This window comes from Sorangium sp. So ce1014 (assembly GCF_051521505.1).
In the GTDB taxonomy this organism is placed as follows: domain Bacteria; phylum Myxococcota_A; class Polyangia; order Polyangiales; family Polyangiaceae; genus Sorangium.
On sequence record NZ_CP150356.1, the window covers coordinates 7,037,068 to 7,062,504 of the forward strand.

General features: G+C 69.8%; 20 protein-coding genes. 3 read left to right on the plus strand and 17 right to left on the minus strand.

All coding sequences use genetic code 11. The annotated features are described in order from the left end of the window. Positions 1-286 precede the first annotated feature (286 nt). On the minus strand, positions 287-658 hold the full coding sequence (locus WME75_RS26505) for a hypothetical protein (RefSeq protein WP_437476445.1): 372 nt from the start codon (positions 656-658) through the stop codon (positions 287-289). Between the two features lie 222 nt (positions 659-880). Here WME75_RS26505 and WME75_RS26510 point away from each other — a divergent pair. Next, a protein-coding gene (locus tag WME75_RS26510; RefSeq protein ID WP_437476448.1) for an IS3 family transposase occupies positions 881-2,049 on the plus strand; the annotation gives its coding sequence in 2 pieces (ribosomal slippage) (positions 881-1,133 and positions 1,133-2,049; 1,170 coding nt in all). 346 nt (positions 2,050-2,395) lie between these two features. Here WME75_RS26510 and WME75_RS26515 read toward each other — a convergent pair. From WME75_RS26515 to WME75_RS26535, 5 genes are all read right to left on the minus strand, one after another. Further along, the gene (locus WME75_RS26515; protein ID WP_437476451.1) at positions 2,396-2,638 is read right to left on the minus strand and encodes a hypothetical protein; all 243 of its coding nucleotides are present in this window, start codon (positions 2,636-2,638) and stop codon (positions 2,396-2,398) included. Beyond that, a complete protein-coding gene (locus tag WME75_RS26520) occupies positions 2,635-3,129 on the minus strand; it encodes an RNA polymerase sigma factor (protein WP_437476454.1) in 495 nt (164 codons plus the stop codon). Before WME75_RS26520 ends, WME75_RS26515 begins: the two co-directional genes overlap by 4 nt. 1,293 nt (positions 3,130-4,422) lie before the next feature. Then, entirely contained in the window at positions 4,423-5,355 is a 933-nt protein-coding gene (locus WME75_RS26525; protein WP_437476457.1) for an RCC1 domain-containing protein, read from the minus strand. Positions 5,356-5,533: 178 nt separating this feature from the next. Next, complete coding sequence (locus tag WME75_RS26530) at positions 5,534-6,559, minus strand: S-adenosylmethionine:tRNA ribosyltransferase-isomerase (protein WP_437476460.1); 1,026 nt, start codon at positions 6,557-6,559, stop codon at positions 5,534-5,536. After that, positions 6,556-7,368 carry an SDR family NAD(P)-dependent oxidoreductase gene (locus tag WME75_RS26535; RefSeq protein WP_437476462.1) on the minus strand — a complete coding sequence of 271 codons (813 nt, stop codon included), beginning with the start codon at positions 7,366-7,368 and terminating at the stop codon, positions 6,556-6,558. Before WME75_RS26535 ends, WME75_RS26530 begins: the two co-directional genes overlap by 4 nt. 91 nt (positions 7,369-7,459) lie before the next feature. On the opposite strand from WME75_RS26535, the gene WME75_RS26540 reads away from it, so the two are divergent. Then, complete coding sequence (locus WME75_RS26540) at positions 7,460-8,020, plus strand: helix-turn-helix domain-containing protein (RefSeq protein ID WP_437476465.1); 561 nt, start codon at positions 7,460-7,462, stop codon at positions 8,018-8,020. A 46-nt stretch (positions 8,021-8,066) separates the two neighbouring features. Here the strand turns inward: WME75_RS26540 and WME75_RS26545 are convergent, their stop codons facing one another. The 5 genes from WME75_RS26545 to WME75_RS26565 are packed head-to-tail and all read right to left on the minus strand — an operon-like array spanning position 8,067 to position 14,713. Further along, a complete protein-coding gene (locus WME75_RS26545) occupies positions 8,067-9,383 on the minus strand; it encodes a family 1 glycosylhydrolase (RefSeq protein ID WP_437476467.1) in 1,317 nt (438 codons plus the stop codon). After that, positions 9,380-10,501: a galactokinase gene (galK, locus tag WME75_RS26550; protein WP_437476469.1), complete on the minus strand. Its 1,122-nt coding sequence runs from the start codon at positions 10,499-10,501 to the stop codon at positions 9,380-9,382. The genes WME75_RS26545 and galK overlap by 4 nt, the downstream gene beginning before the upstream one ends. Beyond that, on the minus strand, positions 10,498-12,441 hold the full coding sequence (locus WME75_RS26555; RefSeq protein ID WP_437476472.1) for a glycoside hydrolase family 2 protein: 1,944 nt from the start codon (positions 12,439-12,441) through the stop codon (positions 10,498-10,500). The genes galK and WME75_RS26555 overlap by 4 nt, the downstream gene beginning before the upstream one ends. An 8-nt stretch (positions 12,442-12,449) precedes the next feature. Further along, complete coding sequence (glf, locus tag WME75_RS26560; RefSeq protein ID WP_437476475.1) at positions 12,450-13,574, minus strand: UDP-galactopyranose mutase; 1,125 nt, start codon at positions 13,572-13,574, stop codon at positions 12,450-12,452. After that, complete coding sequence (locus WME75_RS26565) at positions 13,559-14,713, minus strand: glycosyltransferase family 1 protein (RefSeq protein ID WP_437476478.1); 1,155 nt, start codon at positions 14,711-14,713, stop codon at positions 13,559-13,561. Before WME75_RS26565 ends, glf begins: the two co-directional genes overlap by 16 nt. A 663-nt stretch (positions 14,714-15,376) precedes the next feature. Here WME75_RS26565 and WME75_RS26570 point away from each other — a divergent pair. Then, a complete protein-coding gene (locus WME75_RS26570; protein ID WP_437476480.1) occupies positions 15,377-15,604 on the plus strand; it encodes a DUF2795 domain-containing protein in 228 nt (75 codons plus the stop codon). Positions 15,605-15,809: 205 nt separating this feature from the next. Here WME75_RS26570 and WME75_RS26575 read toward each other — a convergent pair whose 3' ends face one another. The 6 genes from WME75_RS26575 to tssM form a co-directional block, all read right to left on the minus strand. Continuing rightward, positions 15,810-16,400 carry a TIGR00730 family Rossman fold protein gene (locus WME75_RS26575; protein WP_437476483.1) on the minus strand — a complete coding sequence of 197 codons (591 nt, stop codon included), beginning with the start codon at positions 16,398-16,400 and terminating at the stop codon, positions 15,810-15,812. 154 nt (positions 16,401-16,554) lie between these two features. Further along, entirely contained in the window at positions 16,555-18,039 is a 1,485-nt protein-coding gene (gene tssC / locus WME75_RS26580) for a type VI secretion system contractile sheath large subunit (RefSeq protein WP_437476486.1), read from the minus strand. A gap of 3 nt (positions 18,040-18,042) precedes the next feature. Further along, on the minus strand, positions 18,043-18,534 hold the full coding sequence (gene tssB / locus WME75_RS26585) for a type VI secretion system contractile sheath small subunit (protein ID WP_437476489.1): 492 nt from the start codon (positions 18,532-18,534) through the stop codon (positions 18,043-18,045). A 162-nt stretch (positions 18,535-18,696) separates the two neighbouring features. Further along, positions 18,697-20,370 carry a type VI secretion system protein TssA gene (tssA, locus tag WME75_RS26590; protein WP_437476492.1) on the minus strand — a complete coding sequence of 558 codons (1,674 nt, stop codon included), beginning with the start codon at positions 20,368-20,370 and terminating at the stop codon, positions 18,697-18,699. Positions 20,371-20,516: 146 nt separating this feature from the next. Beyond that, complete coding sequence (gene tagF / locus WME75_RS26595; protein WP_437476495.1) at positions 20,517-21,491, minus strand: type VI secretion system-associated protein TagF; 975 nt, start codon at positions 21,489-21,491, stop codon at positions 20,517-20,519. Positions 21,492-21,698: 207 nt separating this feature from the next. Continuing rightward, complete coding sequence (tssM, locus tag WME75_RS26600) at positions 21,699-25,409, minus strand: type VI secretion system membrane subunit TssM (RefSeq protein ID WP_437476498.1); 3,711 nt, start codon at positions 25,407-25,409, stop codon at positions 21,699-21,701. Positions 25,410-25,437: the final 28 nt, after the last annotated feature.

Consider the following 25,437-nt stretch of genomic DNA (forward strand, 5'->3'; position numbering starts at 1 on the left):
TCGCCGGGGTCGAGGAGCGCGGCACGGGGCACGGGGTCGAGGGCGGCGGCGGGCGAGGCGTCGAGCCGGAGCGGGGTGGCGCGGTGCGGGCTATTGAGGGCGGCCGACGTGGAGCGCGTTCGAGTAGCTCGCCAGACCGCGAGCATAAGAGCCCTGCGCCGGTGCGTGGCGGGCCCGTGGTGGCCTGGCGCGCTCTGCCTGGCCCCGGTCCTCCTCGGAGGCGAGCCTACACGACCAGTCGCGATCCGAGTGGGCGGTCCTTGACACTTCGGGTAGTGATGCAGACTCAGAGCGTGGACGCGCATCCGTCGACGTGCGGGCCAACGGGATCTTTCGTAGAGCCTTGCTCGGCGTCCTCGGCAAGCTCGTCGGCGGTGCGCCATTCGATCTCTGGCGCTCCCCCTGCTCGCAGTCGGATGTTCCGGGCGAGGTGGTCTACCACTTCCCGTCGTGCGGCGACATCGAGGGCAGACCAAGCACGGGAGAGCTCGGCAACGTTCGCGAGCGCCTTCCGGCGCGCCTCGGGGTCGGGGACCTTCGCAGCGCGCTCCGCATCCTCGACCAACATCGCGAGCCGCACCAAATCGCGATCGATGCGTTCGAGCTGCGACTGTAGATCGCTCTCCGAGATCATGCCTTTCGTATAGGCGGTAATCACGCGGCTGCGCTGCGCTGTGAGCCGTCCCCGCTTTGCATGCGCTCCCTGTACTCCTCGCGGTGCGGCGGGTTTGGGGGCCGGACGTGCAAGCTCCTCCTTCAGTTCGACTAGAGCGGGGAGCAGGTCCGAGGTGCACGCTGCTTGCATCCCCGTGGCGGGAGGGCAGCAAAGGTGGTCCTCCCCCGCTTCCGTGGACACCCCCGGAGGCACCAGGAGGCAGGAATGGGACGGAGAAGGAGGAGGGCGTTCACGCCCGAGTTCAAGGCGGAGGCGGTACGGCTGGCGAAGGCGGGCGACCGGAGCATCGGCCAGCTGGCGAAGGACCTCGACCTGACCGAGACGGCGCTGCGCGACTGGATCAAGCGCGCGGACATCGACGCGAGCCACGGCTTGTCGGGGGCGCTGACGACGCCGGAGCGTGAGGAACTGCAGCGGCTGCGCCGCGATGTGAAGCGGCTGGAGATGGAGCGCGACATCTTAAAAAAAGCGGCGGCCTTCTTCGCGAAGGAGAGCGAGTGAAGTTCGCGTTCATCGACGCGGAGAAGGTGCACTACCCGGTGCTGGTACTGTGCGCGGTGCTGCAGGTCGCGCGCAGCGGCTACTACGCATGGGCCAAGCGCTCGGAATCCCCGCGGGCCAAGGCCGATGCGCTGCTTGGTGCGCATATCAGGGCCGTGCACCAAAAGAGTCGGGGCAGATACGGCAGCCCGCGCGTGCACGCCGAGCTGCGTGCTCGCGGCATCCATGTCGGCAAAAAGCGGGTCGCACGGCTGATGCGTGCTCAAAGGCTCGCAGCGTGCAGGACGCGGCGCTTCCGCCGCACCACCGACTCGCGGCACAACGGCCCGATCGCGCCGAACGTGATCGTGCGGCAGTTCGACACCCAAGCCCCCAACCAAGTCTGGGTGACCGACGTGACGTACATTCCCACCGGCGAGGGCTGGCTGTACCTGGCCGTGATCCTGGACCTGTTCTCGCGCCGTGTGGTCGGCTGGTCCGCGAGCGCGACCAACGATCGCGCCCTAGCGCTCGCCGCGCTGACGCCCGCCTTGAGGGCGCGCCGTCCAGCGCCTGGGCTGGTGCACCACTCGGACCGCGGTAGCCCCTACGCCAGCGACGACTACCGCGGGGTGCTCGGGGCGCATGGGCTCATCCCGAGCATGAGCCGCGCCGGCGACTGCTGGGACAACGCCGTGGCCGAGAGCTTCTTCGCGACGCTGAAGGCGGAGCTGGTCGAGCAGGAGCGCTACCCGACGCGAGCGGCCGCTATCGCGTCGATCGGCGACTACATCGAGAACTTCTACAACCTGAAACGACGGCATTCACGGCTCGCCTACATGAGCCCGATCGAGTTCGAATTGAAGACCTACGTGACCGCGTTCGCGGCATAGTGAAACTGTCCGCGCAAGCGGGGGAGGACCAGTCGCTGGCATACGTGGCTATCGATGTGCAAGCGACAGGCACAGTTCCCTCGTGGGTTAGTTCGTTCGCGTACAGCCTTTCGATTCGCTGTGGGAATAGTGCTTGAGTCATGAGGGCGTGCTCGGGTAGCGTGCCATACCTTGTACGACGTGAAGGCGCAACTTCCAGACGTACGGAAGGCATACGGTTGATAGCAGCGCTGAGAGACGGGAAGCGCTGGCGCTCGCTCGGATGACGGGGCAGAGCGAGGCTACTTCGCCACCCCTCGGCCGAGTTTGCACGGCGACCTCGCGCAGCGCCCCGTCGGGCGTGCGCCTACTCCTCGCGCCGGACGAAGTGCCGCTCGATGGCGTCTAGGATCTGCAAGGCGCCGCGCGCTTCGGCGACGGCCTCGCGTTCGGCTCTGGTCCTCGCCTCCATCTGGGCGGCGAGCACGACGGCCCAGAGCCGGTCGCGCTCCCAGATGCCGAGCGCGTAGGGCTCAAGGGCGCGCGCCCGCTGGGCCAGGTAGGTCAGGTCTTCGGTGGTTAGCACGCGGCGCGTCTCGCGGTCGTTCATCGGCGCCACCTCCGGATCTTGAGCGCCAGCATGGCGCGAGCGATGCGGAGCCGGCTCGCCGCGGTGAACGGGCTCATCCCGCGCTGCGCGGCGTAGGCGGAGAGCGTCTCCGGGGCGTCGACAGCGAGGAGGATCTCCCGATGGCGCAGCTCCAGCCGTTCAATCGCCCTGAGCAGGTCGCGCGCCTCGATCTGCGCGTCGAGGCTCGGACCGACGACCGCGCGGAGCCTGCCGAGCGGCTGCGGGTCCAGGATGAAACGCCGCACGTACGCCGCCTCGAAGTACTTCGACGCCTGGCGCCACGCGATGCCGTGCAGCCACTTGCGGAGCGCGTCGCGCGGCTTGTCCTTCGGGTCCGGCCGGTATTTGCCGCGCCGGATCGCTCGCCACGCGCCAAGGAAGACCTCTTGCTCCACGTCGGCGCGGTCGCGCTTCGGGATGCCGGCAAGCGTGGCGCGCACGATGCCGCGCTCCGCGAGGATCGCCTGCATCGGCGGGCGCTTCCGGGGATGTCGTGCGGCAGGCGGCGGCGAGCCCCCTTCCGCCGCGCCGTCATCCGCTCCTCCCGCCGACTGTAGGGACGGGTGCGCGGAGCAGGCGCGCCACGGGAGCACGCCAGGCAGGCGCGGCGAGCAACAAGAGCGCGGGCGAGCCGCAGGCGATGCCGGCCAGCGTGCGCGGCCGGCGGATCTCAGGTTCTGTAAGGAGGAGGGCTGCGGGCGAGCGGCGGCACTCGGGCGCGCCGCTCCCTTGGCCCGCGGACGGCGGGCGAACTACGGTCAGCATGTCGGACCTCGTGTGAGCGGGGTTCGGCCACGCCGCCCGGGGTGTTACCAGCACCCGCGGGCGGCACTTTGTGCGGCCAACAAACCGTCGGTCAGTACAAGGTGTCCCATACCTTCAACACCCCGGGCGGATGGTCATCGACGATAACGTACGGCTACCGCAAGATGAGGAACGCCGGCAAGGCGGCGATCTACTGGGATGGACAGTATTTTGGCACCATACAGCTTGTATGACCCAGGCAATGTGTACCATTGTGAATTCACGCTGCATGACATGCCCTCCGGTGTACATACCGTTATGGTGAAAGCCCTGAACCAGAAGGAGCCAGTCAGCGGCGGGACCTACGTCAACGTCGATTATTTCAGGCAGTATGACTTCTGAGACGGCGCGCGGCGATTCTCGATGATGGGCTTAGTACCTGATGGAGCCCCTCAGTTCGTGACGAAATTTGCCAGGATTCCTGAGGCGATGCGGCGGGGTTGGAGTGCTTCAACATCGCAAAGACCTCCTCGTCCGGGGTACAGAATCTCCGGTCAGGAGACGGCGACGCGGCAGAGCTCGTCAGGCGGCCCGCAGGTTTGCGACGGCTCGAGACCAACCCGGCCGCCTGAAAAGGAGGTGCCACGGAGGTCACGACAAGCGCCGGCGCTCGCTACGAGGCCGCGGAAAGGTCGCGACCCATCGCCGGTGATCCTTTCAGGCCTGAACGAAGGTCCCAACCGAAGAAATTGAATTTTTTCATACAAATGGATAGGTCCCGACCGGTCCACCGGCATCCGAGGAGCCTCCGCGCCGGGTCGACCCCACCGAGGACCTCCGAACGACCGGCCCTGCACCGCGCACGGCGGGAACCTGCACCGCGCACGGTGCGCGCTGCACCACCGGACGCCCCGCGCTCGACCTCGTGCGCCGCGGCTCGCTCGTGCCCCCTGGGCGCGAGATCCACGTTCAGTGAGCGCGCGCCGCGATTGAATCGCTCGAGGCGCCGCAGCGGCGCGCTACGGCGCCTCGATCTGACCGTAAAGATTGTCACCCCAGCAAGTAATCGTCTGATCCGCCTTGATGCCGCAGGCGTGAAAGACGCCGCCCTCGATGCTGATAAAGCGGTCGTTGGGTCGCGACTCCATGGAGATGAACACCTGCTCGCCATCGACGACGGTCGGCCGCTCTCCCCAGCAGGTTGCCGCGCCGTCGGCCTCGAGCCCGCAAGAGAAGCTGTTGCCGGCGGTAAGCGCGGAGAAGGCGCCCGTCGGCGCAGTGAGCTGCTGGTGCTCGTCATCGCCCCAGCACACCGCCGTGCCGTCGGAAACGCGTAGCCCGCACGCATGGTAGTCGCCGGCCGCGAGCTGAGAGAACGTTTCCCCAGCTGGGACCATGAGCGGATCGAGCCGGGCCTCGCCCCAGCAGGTGGCGGAGCCCGCTGCGTCGAGCACACAGCTCAAGGTTTGCCCGCATACGATTTGCGTGAAGCCGCTCGCCGCCGGGTGGTCGTCGAGCCCGCGGCTGAGCTGGCCCCAGCACTCGATAGCGCCCGCGCTGGTGAGCCCACACTTGTGATACGCGCCGGCGCAGATCTGCGCGAATCGGCTGGCGGGTGGGTCAAGCTTTCCGCCGTCGTTGTCACCCCAACACCCGAGGCCGCCGTCGGGACGGAGCCCGCAGCCGTGGTCGCCCCTGAAGGCGATCTGCGTGAACGGCCCCGCTGGTGGCTCGAGCTGACCGTCGCGGTTGCCCCCGCCCCAGCACGTCACCTCGCCGCTCGTCAGCAGCGCACACGTCGTGGCGAGGTCGGCCGAGATGGCTCGAACCTTCTGCGTGCCGGTGTCAACCGTCTTCTCGGAGCGCCGTCCGTCAGGGACGCTGTGGCAGCCTTGAACGACGAACACACCCAACGCGCACCCCAGCACCTGCCTCACCATGCGGCTCAGCATGTCAGACCCAGCGCCCACCTGGCAACTCGTGTGCACCGCGCGAGGGAGCCCGGCGGCTAGCTTTCAGAGGTTGAGCTTGCGGAAAATGAACGAGGGGGGCCGGGAGATCCAGGCGGCTGGCCGCGAGCCCGCGCTACAACGCGACGTTTCCGCGGGATGATCTTCCGTCGCCCGGAGCTCAGCTGAGGACGAGATACGAGTCGCCGAACTCGTGGCAAAGATACCCCGCCTGCTCGGCGTAGGCGTTGGCGCGGTGGAGCAGCGGGGCCGGCGCGAACGCCTCGAGGAGCCGGAAATGGCTCTCTGTCGGGTCGTGCACGCCGGTCAGGAGCCCATCGACCACCCTCGGCCGGAAGCCGGGGTGGAGGACCAGATCGGTGACGCCCGGGCCGGCCCGGAGCTCACCGCCATTCTGGGCGGCGCAGCCCTCCAGCGCGCGCGTCACCGTCGTGCCCACCGCGACGACCCGGCGCCCGCACGCCCTGGCCTCGCGCACGGCCGCCACCGTCTCTTCCGGGATCTCGAAGCGCTCCGGCAAGGGGAGCAACGCGTCGAGCGCCGGCTCGCCGGTCGACGAGATCCCGGCCGCGTGGGTGAGCGAGGCGACGCCGACGCCGCGGCGGATAAGCTCGAGCAGGAGCCCCCACACGAGCGGCCGTCCGGCCGAGGGGAGCTCGGCGCACAGGGGCCGGCCCGCGTAGCGCGTCTGCGTGTGCCAGATCTCGAGCGGGGCCGCGACGTACGCATACTGGATCGGGCGCCCCCGCCGGTAGAGCGCCGACCAGAGCGGGGCGCCCCGCTCGCGAAAGGCGATCTCCACGAGGCGCGGCGAGGCCGACGACACGCGCTCGACCGTGGCCGACAGGTCGTCGCCGAACGTCAGCGCGTCCCCCGGGCCGAGGGCGGGCGGCGCCGGGCGATCCTCGGTGCGCGCGTGCCAGTCGCCGGCGCCGAACAGGAGGGCCGAATAGCGCCCCTCGGACAGCTCGCCGATGAGGCGCACCTCCACCGCCGCGCCGCGCCCGGTCGCGCCTTGGAGCGAGGCCGGCAGCGTGGCGCCGTCGTTGACGACAAGGAGATCGCCCGGCTCGAGGAGCGCGGGCAGATCCGCGATGCGCGCGTCGCGCAGGCGCCCGAGGCGCGGGTCCACGTGGAGGAGCCGCTCCGAAAGGGGGTTGTCGCGAGGCCAGACGGCGGGGCTCATGGCGCCTCCGGGAGGCGCGCGGCCTCGAAGCGCGCGCCGCTCGGCGCCTCACCGGCGCGGGCGACGAGCGCGACGATGCGCCTCGCCACGTCCGCGGGGTCGGCCAGCGTGCTCGGATCGGCTTCGGGGATGGCCTTAGCGTGCATCCGCGTGTTCATCTCGCCGGGATCCACCGCGTAGAACGCGACGCCCATGCCCTCGAGCTCGGCGGCCCAGGTGCGGCTCAGGTGATCGAGCGCCGCCTTGGAGGCGCCGTAAGCGCCCCACCGCGGATAGGCGTTCACGGCCGCGTCCGAGCTGATGTGGACCACGACCCCGCGCCGCCGCAGCGCCATCGCGCCCGCGACCACCTTGGTGAGGCGGAACGGGCCGACCACGTTGACCTCGAGCACGCGGCCGAGATCCTCGCACTCGGTGTCGAGCAGGATCGGCAGCGGCGTCCGGCCGAGCGTGCTCGCGTTGTGAATGAGCAGATCGATGGGCCCGACAAGCGCCGCCGCCGCGCCCGCGATCGCGTGGGTCTGCCCCTTGTCGCCGATGTCCGCCGCGAGCGCGTGCGCCACCCCGCCCTGCGCGGTGATCTCGGCCGCCACGGCCTCGAGCGGCGCGCGCTCGCGCGCGATAAGCACCACCTTCGCGCCCCTCCGGGCGAGCTCCCGCGCGAGCGCGGCGCCGAGCCCGCGGCTCGCCCCCGTCACGAGCGCGGCGCGCGGCGCGAACGGCCCGTCCCCCGCCGCGCGCGGGGAAGGCGGCTCGTGGCTTGCCCCGGCCTGGATGAGCGCGTCGCTTCCGGTCGATTCGTTGTTCATCGTGAATTCCTCCTCGACCCACAGGTTAATCCGCGCAGGCTCACCTGTTGGAGTTGGCTCCAATATCCTGGATACGTGCTAATCTCCGGGCATGGACCAGGACGCCGCGCTCGCGGGGAGGCTCGCGAAGAACATCAAGCAGCTGCGGGAGGCCCGCGGGCTGACGCAGCAGCAGCTCGCCAAGCTCGCCGGCGTGCCGCGGGCGACCTGGGCGCACCTCGAGTCCGGCGCGGCGAACCCGACGCTCGGCGTCCTGCACCGCGCCGCCGCCGCGCTCCAGGTCTCGATCGAGGAGATGCTCTCGGCCCCTCGCGCGATATGCCAGCTCTATGCGCGCGACACGCTGCCCACGCGCTCTCCCGGTCAGGCGCTCGTCCGCAAGCTCCTGCCGGATCCGATCCCGGGCATGGAGATGGATCGCATCGAGATCCCCCCGGGCGGGAGGATGACGGGCGTCCCGCACACCCCGGGCACCCGCGAGTACCTGACGTGCGAGTCGGGGGAGCTCCAGCTCGTGGTGAGCGGCGAGCGGTTCACGCTCGGCTCGGGCGACGTCGCGGTGTTCCGCGGCGATCAGCGCCACTCGTACAACAACCCCGGCAAGCAGCCGGCGGTCGGCTACTCGGTCGTGGTCCTGGCGCGGGTGCTCTGATGGGGCGGATGGGGCGCGCCCCCGCCGCTCTCCGGAAAGACCCCCGTCAGACCCGGGGACGACGTACGGGTTGGGGCGCTCGGTAGAGCAGCCGCTCGTCGCGGCGCCACCAGCCCGGGGCCCCGGCGAGCGGGTCCTCGGTGCGGCCGGCGGACGCGAGCTCCTTCGCGACCGCCGCGAGCGCCGTGGGCCGCGGCGCAGGCCCGCGCACGTCGAAGGCCCCCGGCTCGTAGTGGCCGCGCGCCTGGGTGACCAGGCTGTCCCAGTCGTACGCCCCGAAGGCCGACCACAGCGTCACCGCCCGCACGTCGGCGCCCTCCGCGCGGGCCGCGCGCGCGCCCTCCCAGGCCTCGATCAGCCAGCGGACCTGCTCGTCCGGCGTGCACCCGAGGTGGACCTCGGTGATCGCGATCGGCGTCCCGTACCGCTGCCACACCTCGCGCAGCACGTGCTGGTGGCCGAAGATCCCCTCCTCCCGGACGCGCACCGCCTCCACGTCGGCGTACGCGTCGCGCCCGTTGCCGCCGTGCGTCCAGGAGGGGTAGAGCTCGAGGCGGTGATCGAGGAACCGGTCGCTCGTCAGGTAGTAGTTCACGCCGATCACGTCCGGCGGGCAGGGCTCCGCCGCGAGCCGCGCGAGCTCCTCGTCGGCGACGCCGCAGTCGCGGAAGTGCTGATGGAGCGGGTGCGCGGCGTCCACGCGCCCGTACAGCAGATCGAGGCTCAGCCAGCGCCGGTGGTTCTCGAACGCGGCCTGGTAGGCGAGCCTGGGCGTGCTGGCGGTCGCGCCCAGGTCCTCCGTCTGCACGAGGCGCGCGTCCGGGCGCGCGCGCCGGATCGCGCGCATCGCGGCCTGGGTGGCGCGCGTCTCGACGAGCAGCGCGCGCAGGAGGGAGGCCGAGTCCCGGCGGTGCGGGTACCAGTGCCCGTAGAGCGCGCTGAAGCGCGCTGTCGTGAGCGGCTCGTTGACCGGCGTGAAATCGCGCACCCACGGGTAGCGCTCCGCCACCGCCCCGGCGAGCTCCGCGAGGCCGCTCACGAAGCTGTCTTCCATCAGGCTGGTCCACGGCGGCCCGCTGCCGTGATGGACCAGCCCGACGATCACGTCGATGCCGAGCTCCCTCAGCCGGTGGAGCCGCTCGTCTGCCCAGGAAAAATCGGCGCTCTGCAGGCCGTTCGGCGCCGTGCGCTCCCACAGGACGGGGTACCTGACGGCCGTGACGCCGAGCTCCGCGAGCCGGTCCAGGTCGGTGATGCGCGCGTGGTGGCCGGTGCGCTCCAGCTGGTTGAAGTACCGGTCGCCGACGCGGTTGACCGTGCACTCGACGCCGGCCCAGAGCGCGAGCCCGGCGCGCTCGCTCATGCGACGAGGCCGCCCACGAGCACCGTCGCCCGGCGGTTCGGCGCGCGCGCGTAGGCCTCCACGACCGCCCGCCCCACCCTCGCCGCGCACCCGCGCTTCACCAGGGCCACGATCGCGCCGCCGAAGCCGCCGCCGGTCAACCGGGCGCCGAAGACGTCCGGCTGCGCCCGCGCGCTCGCCACGAGATCGTCGACCGCCGGCACCGACACCTCGAAGTCGTCGCGCATCGACCGGTGCGACGCGTCGAAGAGCTCGCCCAGGCGGCCGAGATCCCCGGCGCGGAGCGCGGCCACGGCGGCGAGCACCCGGGCGTTCTCGGTCACGACGTGGCGCGCCCGCCGGTCGAGCGGCGCCGGGAGCGACGCGATGCGCGGCGCCGCGGCCGCGTCGACGTCCCGGAGCTGCGGGACGCCGAGCGCCGCCGCCGCGCGCTCGCACTCGGCGCGCCGCGTCTTGTAGTCGCCGCTCGCGTGCTGGTGCGCCACCCCGGAGTCCACCACCAGCAGCTCGGCCTCCGCGGGCAGCGGGATGCGCTCGAACGCGAGCGTCCTCGTGTCGATGAAGAGCGCCGTGCTCTCGTCGGCGAGGCTCACCGCCATCTGATCCATCATCCCGACGGGCGCGCCCACGAAGTCGTGCTCCGCCGCGTGCGCGATCCGGGCGATCTCCACGTCGTCGATGGACAGGCCGAGCATCGCGCGCAGGGCGCGGGCGAGCGCCACGAGCAGCGACGCGCTCGACGACAGGCCGCTGCCGAGCGGCACCGTCGATTCGATCCTCGCGTCAAAGCCGGGGATCGAGGCGCCCCGGCCGCGGAGGACCGCGGTGATGCCCTGCACGTAGTCGAGCCACAGGCCGCGGCGCGACTCCTCGCCGGCGCGGAACGAGAGCCGCGCGCCGCCGTCCACGCCGTCCACGCTCAGCGTCGCGACCTGGATGAGCCCGTCGTCCCGCGGCGCGATCTCGATGCGCGTCCTCTGCGGGATCGCCGTCGGCAGCACGTACCCGCCGCTGTAGTCCGTATGCTCGCCGATCAGGTTCACGCGCCCCGGCGCATCGGCCAGGAGCTTCGCCGGACGGCCGAAGAGGGCCTCGAAGCCCTGCCCGCGCGCCGTCATCGCGGCGCACCCATGTCCGCGAGCCCGGGCATGTCCGCCAGCGCGGGCATGTCCGCCAGCCCCCCGTCGCTCAGCATCGAGGGCGTCTCGTTCGGGCCGACGAACGGCATCCCTTGCGTCGCGGCCGCCATCTTGTGCAGCGGGAACTTCGGCGTGCGGTCGGCGTAAAGGAGGCCGTTCGCCTCCTGGTACGTGTCGGCGAACTGCGTGTAACAGAAGCCGGCGAGGAGCTCGAGCGAGTTGATCACCTTCATGAGCTTCTTATAGCGCTCGGCGAACTCCTCCGGGGTCTTGCACGCCGAGTACCCCCACGTGCCGCTGTCCCCGTTGCCGGGCGCGACCGCGATCCCGCCGAACTCCGACAGCATGATCGCCGTCTCGTGGCTGACCGACGGGTCGAGCACGAGGGCGCGACCCCCGGGCCTCTCCCGCTTCAGCAGCTTGGGCACGACGTCGTGCGCGAAGTAGCGGCGGGCGATGCGCTCGGGCGAAGGGTCGTAGTCGTGGATCCCGATGATGTCGGTCGCCACGCTCTCCCACCCGTCGTTGCCGACGACCGGCCGCGTGTAGTCCATCGACCTCGTGAGGTGATAGAGCGCCTGCACGTAGTGCCGCTCGTTGGGGTTGTCCGGGAGGTTCGGGACGCCCCACGACTCGTTGAACGGCACCCACGCGACGATGCACGGGTGGCTGATGTCCCGCCGTATCGCCTCCAGCCACTGCCGCGCGAGCCGCTCGATCGACTTGCGCGTGTGCCGGTAGGCGCTCGGCATCTCCTCCCAGACGAGCAGGCCGAGCTTGTCTGCCCAGTAGAGGTACCGCGGATCCTCGATCTTCTGGTGCTTCCGGGCGCCGTTGAAGCCCATCTGCTTCGTGAGCTCGACGTCGCGGCGCAGCGCCTCGTCGTCGGGCGCGGTGATCCCGGTCCCGTCCCAGTAGCCCTGGTCGAGCACCATCCGGAGGACGTACGCCCGCCCGTTCAGGAGGAAGCGGTCGCCGCGGACGGCGACCGAGCGCAGCGCCGTGTAGCTCTTCACGCGGTCGATCGTCATCCCGGCCTGATCGTAGAGGACGATGTCGGCGTCGATGAGCGTCGGGCGCTCGGGGCACCAGAGGAGCTCGTTGCGGAAGTCGTCGATGCCGGGGTCGGAGAGCGTGATGCGCCGGTGGGCCTCCCCGGCCACGACCGTGTACTGGTCGTTCGCGATCGTCACGTCGCCGACGCGCAGCCGCACCCCGACGCGGGCGCCCTCCACCGGCGCGTTGGCCACGCGGACCTCGACCGCGATCTCCCACCGCTCGAGGTTCGGGGTCCACCGGAGGTACTCGACGTGCATGCGCGGCACGCGCTCGAGCCACACGGTCTGCCAGATCCCCGTCGTCCGCGGGTACCAGATGGAGTGCGGCTCGAGCTTCCAGTCCTGCTTGCCGCGCGGCTTCGCGAGGTCGTTCGGATCGTCGTGGGCCTGCACCACGATCGTGACGCCCTCGCGCCCCTTCACGTGCTCGGTGATGTCGAGCTCGAACGGCGTGTAACCGCCCTCGTGCTCGCCGACGAAGCTGCCGTCGACCCACACCTTGGCCAGGTAGTCCACGGCGCCGAAGTGCAGGACGAGCCGCTCGGACGTGCCGAGCTCCGGCACCTTGACCCGCCGTCGATACCAGCAGGCCTTGTAGAAGCCGGTCTCGCCGATCCCGCTCCGCGGCGTCTCCGGGGCGAACGGCACCTCGATCGTCCTGTCGAAGCGCACGTCGGCCGGGGAGCACCACTCCGCCCGGGGATCGAGGGCGAACTCCCACGCCCCGTCGAGCGAGCTCCAGTCTTCTCGCCGGAGCAGAGGGCGCGGGTAACCGCGGGCGCCGCGGGCGCCGCCGCCGCTGTCGGTCGGCGGCGGCGCCGAACCTGGAATACCGATCTGTGCGAGGTGCTGTCGAGGCATGGGTCTATTCAGGCAGCGACGGTCACCGCCGCTTCGTCGAGCTTGGCTCCGCGAATGTGGTCGAAGGAGGCGAGGGCCTGACCCACGACCTGGTCCATGTTGTAGTACCGGTACGTCGCGAGCCTCCCGACGAAGCGCACATTCGGCGTCGCGTCGGCGAGGGCCTTGTACTTCCGGTAAAGCTCCGCGTTCTCGGGCCGCGGCACCGGGTAGTAGGGGTCGCCCTCGTCCTGCGGGAACTCGTACACGACGCTCGTCTTCGGGTGCTGCTGTCCCGTGAGGTACTTGAACTCGGTGATGCGGGTGTAGGCGTGCTCGTTCGGGTAGTTGATGACCGCGCCCGGCTGGAAGACTTCCTTATCATGCGTCTCGACCTTGAACTCGATCGAGCGGTAGGGAAGCTTCCCGTAGCGGAAGTCGAAGAAGGCGTCTACCGGTCCGGTGTAGATCATCTCCCTGAAGTTCACCTCGTTCATGATGTCACGGTAATCGGTGTTCAGGAGGACACGGATGTTCTTGTGATCCAGCATGTTCTCGAACATCCGCGTGTAGCCGCGCAGCGGCATCGCCTGGAACTCGTCCGTGAAGTACCGAGAGTCGTAGTTCGTGCGCGCCGGCACGCGCGAGGCGACCGCGGCGTCGAGCTCCGACGGGTCGAGCCCCCACTGCTTCCGCGTGTAGTTGCGGAAGAACTTCTCGTAGAGCTCCCGGCCCACCTTGCTGACGACCGCGTCCTCGGAGGTGCGGCAGCGCTCGATCGGCTCGGCGACGCGCGCGAAGAACGCCTCGACCTCGGCGGGTGAGTAGCTGGTGCCGTAGAGGGCGTTGACCGTATCCACGTTGATGGGGAACGGGACGAGCTTGCCGTCGACGTCCGCGAGCACGCGGTGCTCGTAGGGGCGCCACTCCGTGAACTGCGACAGGTAGCGGAAGATGCGCGGCGACGCGGTGTGGAAGATGTGAGGGCCGTACTTGTGGATGAGGACCCCGGCATCATCGTAGCAGTCGTACGCGTTCCCGCCGATGTGCGGCCGCTTGTCGCACAGGAGGACGGACTTGTTCATCTGCGAGGCGAGCCGCTCCGCGAGCACGCTGCCGGCAAACCCAGCACCCACGATCAGATAGTCGAACACGGTACGTTCCCCTCCGTCCGGACGCTCGCCGAACGCTTGGACTGGAGTGCCTCAGTGATGAGCTTCGACATCGAGCGCCATGTCTTGTCCCATGACGTCGCGCTCACCATCTCGTCCGCGATCGCGAGGTGCGCCTCTCGCGGCCCTGCGAGCGCCGCCTCGACCGCGGCCACGAACGTGGAGGCCTCGGCGATGTGCACTGCCTTCTTCTCGCCGTACGGCGTGACCACGTCACGGATGGCGGTGGAGACGACCGGCTTGCCCGCGGCGAGGTACTCGAGCGTCTTCGTCGGGCTGATGAACCGGGTCGCCTCGTCGAGCGCGAACGGCATGATCGCGACGTCCCAGCCGCCGAGGTAGGCCGGAAGCTCCTGATAGGATTTCTGACCGAGCCAGTGGATGTTCGGCCGCCGGGGCAGCGAGGCGGGGTCGATCTTCACCACCGGTCCGAGCATCACGAGCTGGAGGTCGGGCCGCTCCTCGGCGACGCGGGCGACGAGCGCGATGTCGAGCCGCTCGTCGATGACGCCGAAGAACCCGAGGCGCGGCCTCGGGATGTGGCGCTGGTCGTACGGATCCGAGGGCTGCCCGCGCGCCTTCGCGAAGTGGGCCGCGTCGACGCTGCTCGGGAAGGCGTGCACGGACGGGTGCTGGGCGCGCTTCGCCTCGTAGAGGCTCTGGCCGCCCGTGAACACGAGATCGGCGCGCGCGAAGAGCTCGCGCTCCCTCTCCCGGAGCAGCGGCGGAGCGCCCCGGAAGGCGGAGAGCTCATCCATGCAGTCGTAGACGACGAGCGACGACTCCACGTCGGCGGCGATCGGCAGCGACATCGGCGTGTAGAGCCAGAGGATCGGCTGCCGGATGTCCTGGTCACGCACGAGGGAGTTGAGCAGGCGGCGCTGCTGCGCGAGGGCCTCCTCCTGCTCGGTGCCGTCGCGGAGGTGGGGTACGACGACGGTGAGATTGGCCTCGATGTGTCTCGCCTCGAGCCTCGGAGGCCCGTCCTCGAACACGGGCTCTTCGACGAAATACACCCGCCTCTCCTGCGCGAAGCGGCTCATCAAGTGGTTCGGCCGCTGGAAGACAAAGTTCCAGCGCAGGTGCGACAAGCAGATGAGATCGGGCCCGGCCTGCTTCATCTTGTCTCCAATGTTTGTGGAAATGGGAACCTATCCGCGCCGGGTCTTTAGCAACTTACGGACCGACGCCGGGATGAAGCCATCGACGGAGACATCGCGACCAGGCGGATCGCCGCCCTGAACCCCCGCGGCAATCCGCCACATGACCTGACCAGAGCGCTGAACAGCGAAGTACTCTCACCCGCGCTGTGCTCCTTGGACGCCAGGACGGACGAACTTGCCACAGATGGGGCAAAATGCGTCGCGCTCGGGCGTGCCCTGCTGGAGCTTCACAAAGTATGCAGCTGCGCTGCGCCCGGAAAGGCGCCTCCTGAGGCGAGCATGGTTGTGGATGCACAACGCTTGCCGGACTTCCGTTCAGAGAGCGGGAGAAAAAGACTCGAGTCGACGGAATGCACATCGCGCTGGGAGCCTGGAGGACCGCGCTGCCGGGGTTGCGCGCCCGTATCGCCCGTCTCGAGGGATCCCGCGGTTCCGGAGGCGCATCGCGCCACGGGCAGCAGAGCACAGTGCGTCCGATGCCGTGCTCTCTCCGCGCGAGCGACCTTTCGGACACGACCGCTCGCGACCCGGCGGGCGCTGCCGCAATGCGCGGCCGTCGGTCCTGGCCCGCGCATTGCTGATCAGCAGAGCGCCGCCAGCGAGGGCGGGCAGGAGGACACCATGACACGGGGACTCGGCGGAACGGCTCCGGCCAACGTTCAAAACTACCTGAAGGGCGCTCACTACCCGACCGACAAGGACAATCTCGTCGCCACGGCGCGCAGCAACGGAGCGCCGAAGGAGATCATCGAGGTGCTCGAGAACCTCCCCGTGGACGAGTTCGGCGGTCCGCAGGAGGTCATGAAAGCCTACGGGCAGCTGGACGAGAGCGAGAGGAAGCCGAGCTGAGCTCGCGCTTGCCCGGCGGCTCGACGGCGCGCGCTGCGCTCGTCGAGGTGGCCTAGTCTGCCCCGGAGTGAATCCCATGAAGGCGGGAAGGCAGGAAGATCATTGATCTTTCCTTCCCGCCTTCCCGCCTTCCCGCCTTCCCGCCTTCATGTTCAGATCCGGCCACCCCCCTCGTCGGGCTGTCTCTGGACATCGAGCGAGGCGCCTATCTCTCGCCGGGCGTCATCCACTTGTACTCGGCGCTCGGGCGCCAGGCGGCGAGCAGCTCCAGGAGGGCCACTGCGTCGCCTTCGACCTGGAGCATGGCGCGGTGGCCGGGCTTGAGGAACTGCTCGGCCACCATGTGATCCAGAAAGGCGATCAGCGGGCGGTAGTACCCCTCGGCGTCGAGCAGCCCGACCGGCTTCTCCTGAGAGCCGAGCTGCGTCCAGGTCCACACCTCGAACAGCTCCTCCAGCGTCCCGATGCCTCCTGGCAGGGCGACGAAGGCGTCGGAGAGCGCGGCCATCTTCGCCTTGCGCTCGTGCATCGTCTCGACCACGTGGAGCTCCGTCAGGCCCCGGTGCTCGATCTCTCGCTGGTTGAGGAAGTGGGGGATGACGCCGATCACCTCGCCGCCGCGCGCGAGCACCGCGTCGGCGACCGCGCCCATCAGCCCCACGCGGCCGCCCCCGTACACGAGCCCGATCCCGCGCGCGGCAAGGAGCTCCCCGACCCGCACGGCCGCCGCGCGGTAGGCCGGCGACGCGCCGGGGCTCGACCCGCAATACACGCAGATCCGTGAGAGTTTCCTCATCGCGCGAGCCTACGCCGGCGGGCGGGCTCGTACCAGCGGCGATCCGGGGGGTTGGTGCGCCGCGCTGTCGCCCGGGCGGCGAGAGCGCGGCCTGGTACTGCGCGCGCTGCGCGGCCTGGCACCGCGCGCGCTGCGCGGTGCCGTGGCCGGCCGCTCACTCCTTGTCGAGCTTGCCGACGAGGCTCAGCGTGAAGAATGCGCCCATGTACTTGAAGTGCGGGCGCACCTGCATGTCGACCTTGTACCAGCCGGCGTTGCCCGGCACCTCGGTCACGATGATCTTCGCCTTGCGGAGCGGCCTGCGCCCGCGGGTCGCCGCGGAGACGACGTCCTGATCGGCGACGTACTGGCCGATCCAGTCGTTCAGCTCCTTCTCGAGATCGGCGCGCTCCTTCCACGTCCCGATCTGCTCGCGCTGCAGCACCTTCAGGTAATGCGCGATGCGGCACATGATGAACATGTACGGCAGCTGCGTCCCGAGCCGGTAGTTCATCTCGGCCGCCCTGCCCTCGTCGCTCTGCCCGTAGAACTTGGGCTTCTGCGCCGAGTTGGCCGAGAAGAAGCAGGCGTTGTCCGAGTCCTTGCGGAACGTGAGCCCGATGAAGCCCTCCTCGGACAGCTCGAACTCGCGCCGCTCGGTGAGCATGATCTCGGTCGGGACCTTCGTCTGGATCTCGCCCATCGCCTCGTACTGGTGGAGCGGCAGGTTCTCCACCGAGCCGCCCGCCTGCGGGCCGATGATGTTCGGACACCAGCGGTACTTGGCGAAGCTGTCGGCGAGCCGGGTGGCGAAGGCGAACGTCGCGTTGCCCCAGCAGTACGCGTCGTGCTGGCCGACCACGTCCTCCTCGTAGTTGAACGCCTTCACCGGGACGGTGTTGGCGCCGAAGGGCAGGCGGAGCAGGAAGCGCGGCATCACGAGCCCGACGTAGCGCGCGTCCTCGGTCTCGCGGAACGCGTTCCACTTCGTGTACTGCGGCCCCTCGAAGAGCGCCTTCAGGTCCTTCAGGTTGGGCAGCCCCATGAAGTCCTTGAGGCCGAAGAACTGCGCCCCCGCCGCCGCGATGAAGGGCGCGTGCGACATCGTCGCGACCGCGGCGCACTTCTGCAGGAGCGCGATGTCCTGCGGACCCGGGCCGAAATCGTAGTTCGCGATGATCGCGCCGACCGGCTTGCCGCCGAACTGGCCGAACTCCGCCGAGTAGACGAGCTTGTACAGGCCGCTCTTCGGCACCTCGGGGGCGTCCTCGAAATCGGCGAGGAGGTCCTCCTTGGAGCAGTTGAGCACCTCGACCTTCACGTTCTCGCGGAAGTCGCAGCGGTCGATGACGAACTTGAGGCCGCGCCAGGCGGACTCGAGCTTCTGGAAGCTGGGGTGGTGGAGGATCTCGTTGATCTGCCGCGAGAGCTTGACGTCGATCTCCGCGATCAGCGCGTCGACGAAGGCCTTGTCGACCTTCTCGCCCTCGCGCCGCGGGGCGACGAGCTCCGAGATGAAGGCCTGCACGCCCCGCTTGGCGATCTCATACCCCTCGTCGCCGGGCGTCATCTTCGTCTCGGCGAGGATCTCGTCGAGCAGGGACCCTCCCTCGAGCGTCTGGACGCCTGCGCTCCCCGCGGCCTGTGTCTCCGTCGCCATCGCTCACTCCCCTTCCTTCTCGAGCCCGAGCTCGCTCACGATCTTGTTGCGCTGAGCCGGGTCGCTCAGGATCTGCTGAATCTTGTTGCGGAACGCCTTCTCGTTGCCGAGAGGCCCCTTGAGGGCCGTCAGCGCGGCGCGCAGGTCGAGCAGCTTCTTGAGCTCCGGCACCTGGTTCGCGATCGCCTCGGGCTCCATGTCGCTCAGCCGGCGGAACTTGAGGTTGACCGTGAGCTCGCTGTTCTCCTGCTCGGAGAGGACGTCCTTCACGTTGAAGGCGAGCGCGAGCTTCTGCTCGCTCATGACCTTCTGGAAGTTGTCCTTGTCCACGTTGATGGGCTTGCGGTCCTCGAGGGGCCGCGGATCCGCCCGCTGCGTGTAGTCGCCGAGCATCAGGAGCTTCAGCGGGAGCTCGACATCCTCCTTCGCGTTGCCCGTGGCCGGCTTGTACGTGATGTTCACGCGCTCCTTCGGCGCGACCGATCCCTCTTTCATCGCAGGCTCCTTTCCCCGTCAGCAGCGGGCGGAGCGCCCGCAGGCCGCACGAGCATAGACCAAAACTCCCGCCCGTCGGGCAAGCTTCTCGGCGCGTCGCGCATCCGCTTTTGTCGGGCGTCTCCGTGGGGCCTCCACGGCGGCGCCCCACGCAGGCCCCACTCAGGCTCCCAGGGAGAGCTTCAGGGCGAGCGCAGCGTCGAGCTGGCAGACGCGCTCGAAGCAGAGCGCCTCCTTCGCCTTGGCCTCGGGGGTGGCGTCGTAGCCCTGGTTCAGGGCGCGGTAGCATGTGTGGAGCGCGGCGTAGAGCTCGGCGCAGAGATCCGGCTGCCAGGTGGCGAGTCGGTGGTGGTCGACGATCTGCTCCAGCGCCTCGAGCTGCGCGCGCGCCACGAGGAACTGGGACAGATCGATGCTGATCTGCGCCATCGCGAGCCTCACGCGGAAGCGGTCCAGCGCCGACGGCGCGGCGGCCGCGGCCTTCTCGAGGAGCGCCATCGCGTCGACGGGCTGCTCGTTCGCCACGAGCCCGCGGGCGTCGGAGAGCGGCTTGTCGAGGTAGCTCCGCGGCCTCGCCGCGGCCCCGGCGCCGTTGCCTCCCGAGCCGCCGAGGGCGGCGGCCACCTCGGTCGAGAGCCAGGTCTGCGTCTCGGCGTCCGCGAACGGCGTGCCGTCGTTGAACTTGAGGGTCGGCAGGAGCGGCGCGCGGAGCATCAGGGCGCCCACCTCGACGAGCACGGCCCGCCGGGCCTCGGCGTGGTCGTCGCCGAGCTGCTCGAGCGCGTTCGCCGCGAACCGATGCGGATCGAGCCAGAGGGGGTAGTTCTGCGCGTACTCGTCGGCGATCGGCAGCAGGTCGGCGAACGCCCCCTGGCTCGTCAGCGCCGGGAGCGTCCGCAGCACGTGCTCGGGCGGCGGCGGGATCGCGGTGGTGCCGGTCTGGGACGCGGCCCCCGGATCGTCGAGGAGGTCGACCCAGAGCCCGACGCGGAGGATGCGGTACGCGGCCGCGCGCTTCGGATCCGCCGACCGGAGCGCGTCGCCCGCGCGCGCGATGAGCGGCGCGCAGCGGCCGAGGGCGGTGAGCGCGGAGTCCTCGTCGACGATCGCCTCGAGGCTGAGCGCCGGGTCGGCCGTGCCGACGACCGGCGGCGGGGCCGGCGGCGGGGCGACGACCACCGCGGTGGCCGCCGGCGCCTGGACCAGCACCGCCTCGGCGGCCTTCGGCGGCGGGGGCGGGGGCGGCGGCGGAGGCGGCGGCGGCGCCTCTGCGGGGAGGCTTGCGACGAGGCTGCGGACCGCGTTCCGGAGCGAGCCGAACCCGCCGTAGGCCTCGCCGAGCCTGGTGCTGAGGTCGGAGTCCACGGCGCGGCTCACCTGGTCGAGGGCGTTCACCACGTCGCGGTCCGCGGCGGAGGGCGTGAGGCCGCTGAGCGCTGCTACCGCGATGTCGCCGAACCAGGCGCACAGGTTGCCGCGCGCCTTGGGCCGCCGGATCGCGGGGTACATCGTGTCCCAGAACGCGCTGCTCAGCTCCTGCACGAGCACGAGCCCGTCGAGCAGGCCGGGGAGCTTGTCGAGCTGCGCCTTCGCCGCCGCGTAGTAGAGCGCGACGCGGAAGTCCTTGGACTTCTCGCTCAGGATCTCGTCGGCGCCTGTCGCGATGCGCGCCCAGTCGACCTTGCCGCCCGCGAGCGACTGGAGCTTGTCGACCTCGTTCTTGAGGGCCTCGAATGCCCCGTCGTAGGTGACGTCGGCGCCGACGCCGCCGTCGATGGGGGCGAACAGCGCCTCGATCCGCGCTTTCGATTGCTGGATGGCGTCTTCAGCGGCCATGGGGCGCGCAGGATATCAAGACGTCCCGGGTGCGGACGGCGAATCGGACGACGAATCGGACGGCGAATCGGACGGCGACGGCGGCGACGGCGAACCGGAGCGGCGGCGCATGCGGCGGGTCAGGTGTCGTGGGCTCGGGCACGGGCTCAGCCGAGGGCTTCCAGGAAGCTGTCGAGCGACAGGTCGGTCCGCGCGACGAGGGCATCGAGCTCCGGCCCGAGCGCATGTCGGGAAACGTGCTCTTCAACCGGCGGGGGTCCGCAGAGGTCGGCGATGTGCTCGGCCTGGGTGGTGGGCGCGATCATCTCGCGGAACGACCCCATGTGGGGGGGACCGAGGTGGAGGAGCAAGGTGCGCTGGGGCGTCCAGAACGCGTTCATCAGCGTGCGTCCCCATTTCGACAGGCGGAGGGTCATGTCCATCCACACGGCGGCGGCGTAGGCGTCTCCGGCGCCGAGCGGCAGCCTGAGCGCGAGCCCTGTCTTGGGGAGCTCCTGGCCGCGGAACGGCGTCACCGAGTCGAGGATGTTCTGCATCACCCAGAAGCGGCTTGCGTCGGTGCCGAAGCCGGCGTCCCAGAGCGCCTTCATCGGCTGGGTCTTCAGCCATGCGCGGTAAGCGGCGTTCGACGCGTCCGGGTCGTCGAGCGACGGCGGAGCGATCTGGGAGACGCGGTGGAGGAAGGCGTCGACGGGCAGGTTCCGGCCGTTCGTCGCGGCGTCGTGGGCGGCGGCGAGGAGCGGGAACAGGGTGATGGGGAGCGACGGCCCGGCGGAGACGAGCTGGTCGTAGTCGTACGAGCCGAACACGACGATCGGGTAGAGCCGGCCGGCGTTGTCGCCGCTGGCGGCCCAGGCGCCCACGAGCCCGCGGGTGGGCGGCTCGTCACCCTTCGGGTCGCCGTGGAAGACGAAGAGGCCCAGCGCTGGCTGGTAGTACGCCTCGAAATGGGGGCTCATGGCGCGCCGGGCGAAATCGATGGACGCGCCCAGCCATCGATCGAAGGCGGCGAGCTCTTCTCCACCGGCGTTCAGCCGGATGAAATCGCCCGTGGCGGGCAGCTTGCCGAAGCAGCCGATCTGCGGCGGAGCGGCAGAGCCCTTCTTGCGGCGCCAGAACATGACGGCCTCGGAGTGAACCACGAACCGCTCACCGAACGCTACAACCTTCCCGGTTGCGCCCCGGTTGCTCCCCGATCGCGGCGGGAGCGGGCGGGTCCAGGACGACAGCCTCGAGGCTCGACCCCGGCGATCCCCGCTCTCCGCCCTCCCCCCCTCTCCGCCTTCCCCCCTCTCCGCCCTCCCCCGCTGGCCCCGTGGCTGCTCGGCTCACCCTTTCCCGAAGCGATCACCGATGCTGGCCGGGCAGTTGGTCGCCCGGAAGAAGCTCATCGGGAACGGATGGTTCCCCCGCGTCGGCCGGATCTCCATGGTGACGGTCACCGGCGGAGCGGTCATCTGCCAGGTCACCGTGAAGAGCGCGTCGTTGTCTCTCTGTGCGGTCGTGGTCCCGGCCTCGAACAGCCGGAAGATCCCCCACGGCCCTTCGCGCACGAGCTCCTCGTCGAGCCCGCCTGCACCGCGCACCTGGATCCGCGCGCCCTTCGCGCCTTCCCCGGGCCAGTTGAAGGTGTGCCAGAACTCCTTCTCGTTGCGATAGAGCCTCTTCTGGCCGTCGACCTCGAAGACCACCTCGCTCACGATGGGGCTGACCGTCTTCATGTTGATGTGGAAGACGACCTTGGGCTCCGCGCCGCCGCTGCTGCCGAACAGCGCGTCGGAGATCTCGTCCGAGCGCCGCAGGCAGTTGTACAGGTTCGCGTTGAACGGCGTGAACGGCTTCGCGGCCTGCGGCTGCCCCGACAGGTGCGACTTCGGGAAGTACTCGTGCCCGACCTGGTAGTGGAAGCCCTTGAGGTACGTCTCGTAGAAGCCCCAGAGCACCCCCTCCTTCGGCTTGAAGAAGGCCATCGCGTCCTCGAGCGAGGCGTCGCGTGAGGAGGCGAGGTTGAACGGGTAGCGGTCCTTGATCTTGTCGCGGTAGTGCGGCCAGACCTCGACCTCCCAGATCCCGCTCGCCGCGCCGCCGGCGCGCCGCACGACCGCCTTGTACGCCTGCCGCAGGGGGTTCATGAGGAGCGGCTCCATCAGCCGCTGCCCGGTCTGGTCCATCGAGAGCAGGAGCCCCTGGGTCTCTTTCACCGCGTCCTGGAACGCCTCGGTGGCCCGCGAGGTGTCCGTGTCCGGCGGCCCGTCCTCGACGACGCTCATCTCGCCCGCGAGCCGCTCGAGGTGGCCGATGTACGGGTTGAGCTTGGGCGCGGGCGGCGGCTGCCCTTCGGGCGCGGGCGGCGGCGCGCCGAAGCTCGCCATCGACTCGAACTTGTCGGGCACCGGATCGTAGTGCTCGCGCCGGTTGCCCCCCGGGAGGATCTGGTCGAGCCGCGCGCCCGTCCGCTGGTCGACCTTCTGCTGGATCATGTTCTTGGCCTGGTCGATCAGCCCGCCGTCCGCGGTCAGCGCGCTCGGCTTCTCTTCCTTGAACTGCGTCTCGTTCGACAGGCGCTGGAGCAGCCGCCGGTAGGGCCAGTCGGGCGTGGAGAGGACCCGGAACTCGTGGATCGCCTCGCGGTTCGTCTGCGGGATGTCGACCTGGATGTCGCGGAAGAACGCCTCCCACTGCGAGATGTACGCGTTGTCGTAGTCCTGCCGGACGCGGTCGAGCTCCTTCTGGATCTGGTCGCCCGTCCGCTTCTCGTCGCTCGACAGGGGGAGCACCCAGAGTTCGCGCTCGAGCTCCTTCCTCCCCTCCTTGAGCGACTCGATCACCTGCGCGTGCCCCTTGGCCGTGTAGGGCCCCTGCACCTCGAACCAGGTCCCGGCCCGGTTCTTCTGGGCGCTGTGGATGACGGTCAGCACCTCGGGCCGGTCCGCGAACATCTCGTTCAGGGACACCGGCGGGTACTTCAGGTTCTCCGGCGTGTTCGGCCCCGACTCGTCGTACTTCTGGTCGATCAGCCGCGTCACGAACTGGTCGTAGTAGCGCTTCGTCGGGTCGACCCGGAGCAGGTCGGCGCGCGCCCTGGCGATGAGGGGCTCGTTCAGCTCCTCGGCCTCGAGCTTCTTGCGCTTCACGAGGTCGATGTAATAGGCGACGTGCGGCGTGAGCCGCTCCTTGAGGTCGCTCTCGGGCAGATCGGTGAGGGGCTTCAGGATGTCGGCCCAGACCTGGACGAGCCGGCCGGTCTGCCACCTCGCCGCCTGCTCATCCATGTGGCCCTGGTACTCCTTGCCGAGCAGGAGGTAGCTCCGCAGGGCGTTGTAGCCGTCGAGGAACTCCCCGTCGCGCACCCGCTCGAGCTTCGCCTCGAGCTGCGCCTTCGCCGGGCCCACGAACCCCTGCTTCAGGCTCTTGATGTACTGCCCCATCGTCGGGGGGAAGAGCTTGTCCCCCTGGAACATGAACCAGCCGTGGTCGAGGGGCGTGTTCTCGACGTACCGATCGAGCAGCCCCACGTGCCCCTGCAGCCGGTCGAGCTTGTCGATGTTCGCGGGCACGTTCGGCGGCGCGCCGCTCCGCCCAGACCAGTCCACGAACGCGATCTCGTCCGAGATGCGCCTCGTCTCGGCGACGAGCGCCTTGTTGTTGAAGTACGAGATCAGCGCCGGGAGCAGGAACAGGAGGGCGACGAGCGCCGCCGCCGCCGCCACGAGGATCCGCTGCATCCGGCGCCGCCGGAGCTCGGCCTCGGTGCGCGCCGCGAGATCCTGATCGGGGAAGACGACGCCGGTGAAGACGTCGTGCAGGAAGAAGCTCTTCGACTCCTTCGGGAGCGCGGCCTCCTCCTCGTCCTCGCCGAGCCCCGTGCGCAGCCCGAACGCCCGCCCCATCGCCCCGACCACGCGGTCGAGCGGCCGCCCCTCCTGGACGCCGCTCGTGAAGTAGAACCCGCGCAGGATCGGCGTCGGCGCCGCGCCGGCCCCGGGCGCGAACGCCGCCCCGATGAAGTCCGCCAGGTTGCGCTTCACCGCCGCGAACTCGAGCGGGAACTGGTAGCTCTTCTCCTTCACGTCGCGGTTCCGCTCGACGATGAGCCGCTTCGTCAGGCGCGAGTGGAGCCGCTCGACGAGCACGTCGAACTCGCGGTCGAAGATCTTCCCGGGCTCGGACTTGTTCTCGTCGAGCCGCACGGTGGCGCCCCAGGGCTGGGCGCGCTCGCTCTTCTTCAGGTCGCCGAAGTACTCGGTGAAGCCCGCCACCAGGTCGGTCTTCGTGAAGAGCACGTAGACCGGCAGGACCATGTGCAGCGTCTGCTGCATCTCGTCGATGCGCGCGCGGATCTTCTTGCCGGTCTGGTCGATCTGGTCGTCGCTCGCGTCGAGCAGCTCGCTCATGCTCACCGCGACGATGATCCCGTTCAGCGGCTTGTGCTCGCGGTACTGGAGCAGGAGCTCGAGGAACGCCATCCACTCGTCGTGGTCGTCGCTCTCGGTCGTGTACCGGCCGGCGGTGTCGAGGAGGATCGCCTCGTTCGTGAACCACCACTCGCAGTTCCTTGTGCCGCCGACGCCGCGCACGCCGGTGCGCTCGGGATCGATGTACGGGAACACGAGCCCCGAGTGCCGGAGCGCGGTGGTCTTGCCGGCGCCGGGCGGGCCGACCATCACGTACCAGGGCAGGACGTAGAGCGCGTCGGCGCCCCGCTTGCCCCCGCCGAGCTTCGAGGTCTTGAGCGCGGCGATGCCCTCCTGCATCTGCCGGCTCAGCTCCTGGATCTCCGCGCGCCGCTCCGGCTTCGCGTTGATCACCTGCTCCTGCGCCTGCTGCGCGATCGCCTTCTCGAGCGCCCGCGCCGCCCGCGCGGCCCGGATACGCCGGTAGACCGCGAGCCCGACGAGCAGCGCGAGGACGGCCACCGTCGCCGCGATCGGGATCTCGATCGGCAACGCCTCGGCCCCCTCCCCTGCCGCGGGGCGCAGCATGAACCACACTCCCCACACGGCGGTGAGGAACAGGGCGCTCAGGATCCACAGCCACATCGGAAGTCTCCCTCGGAAACAGCAGAGA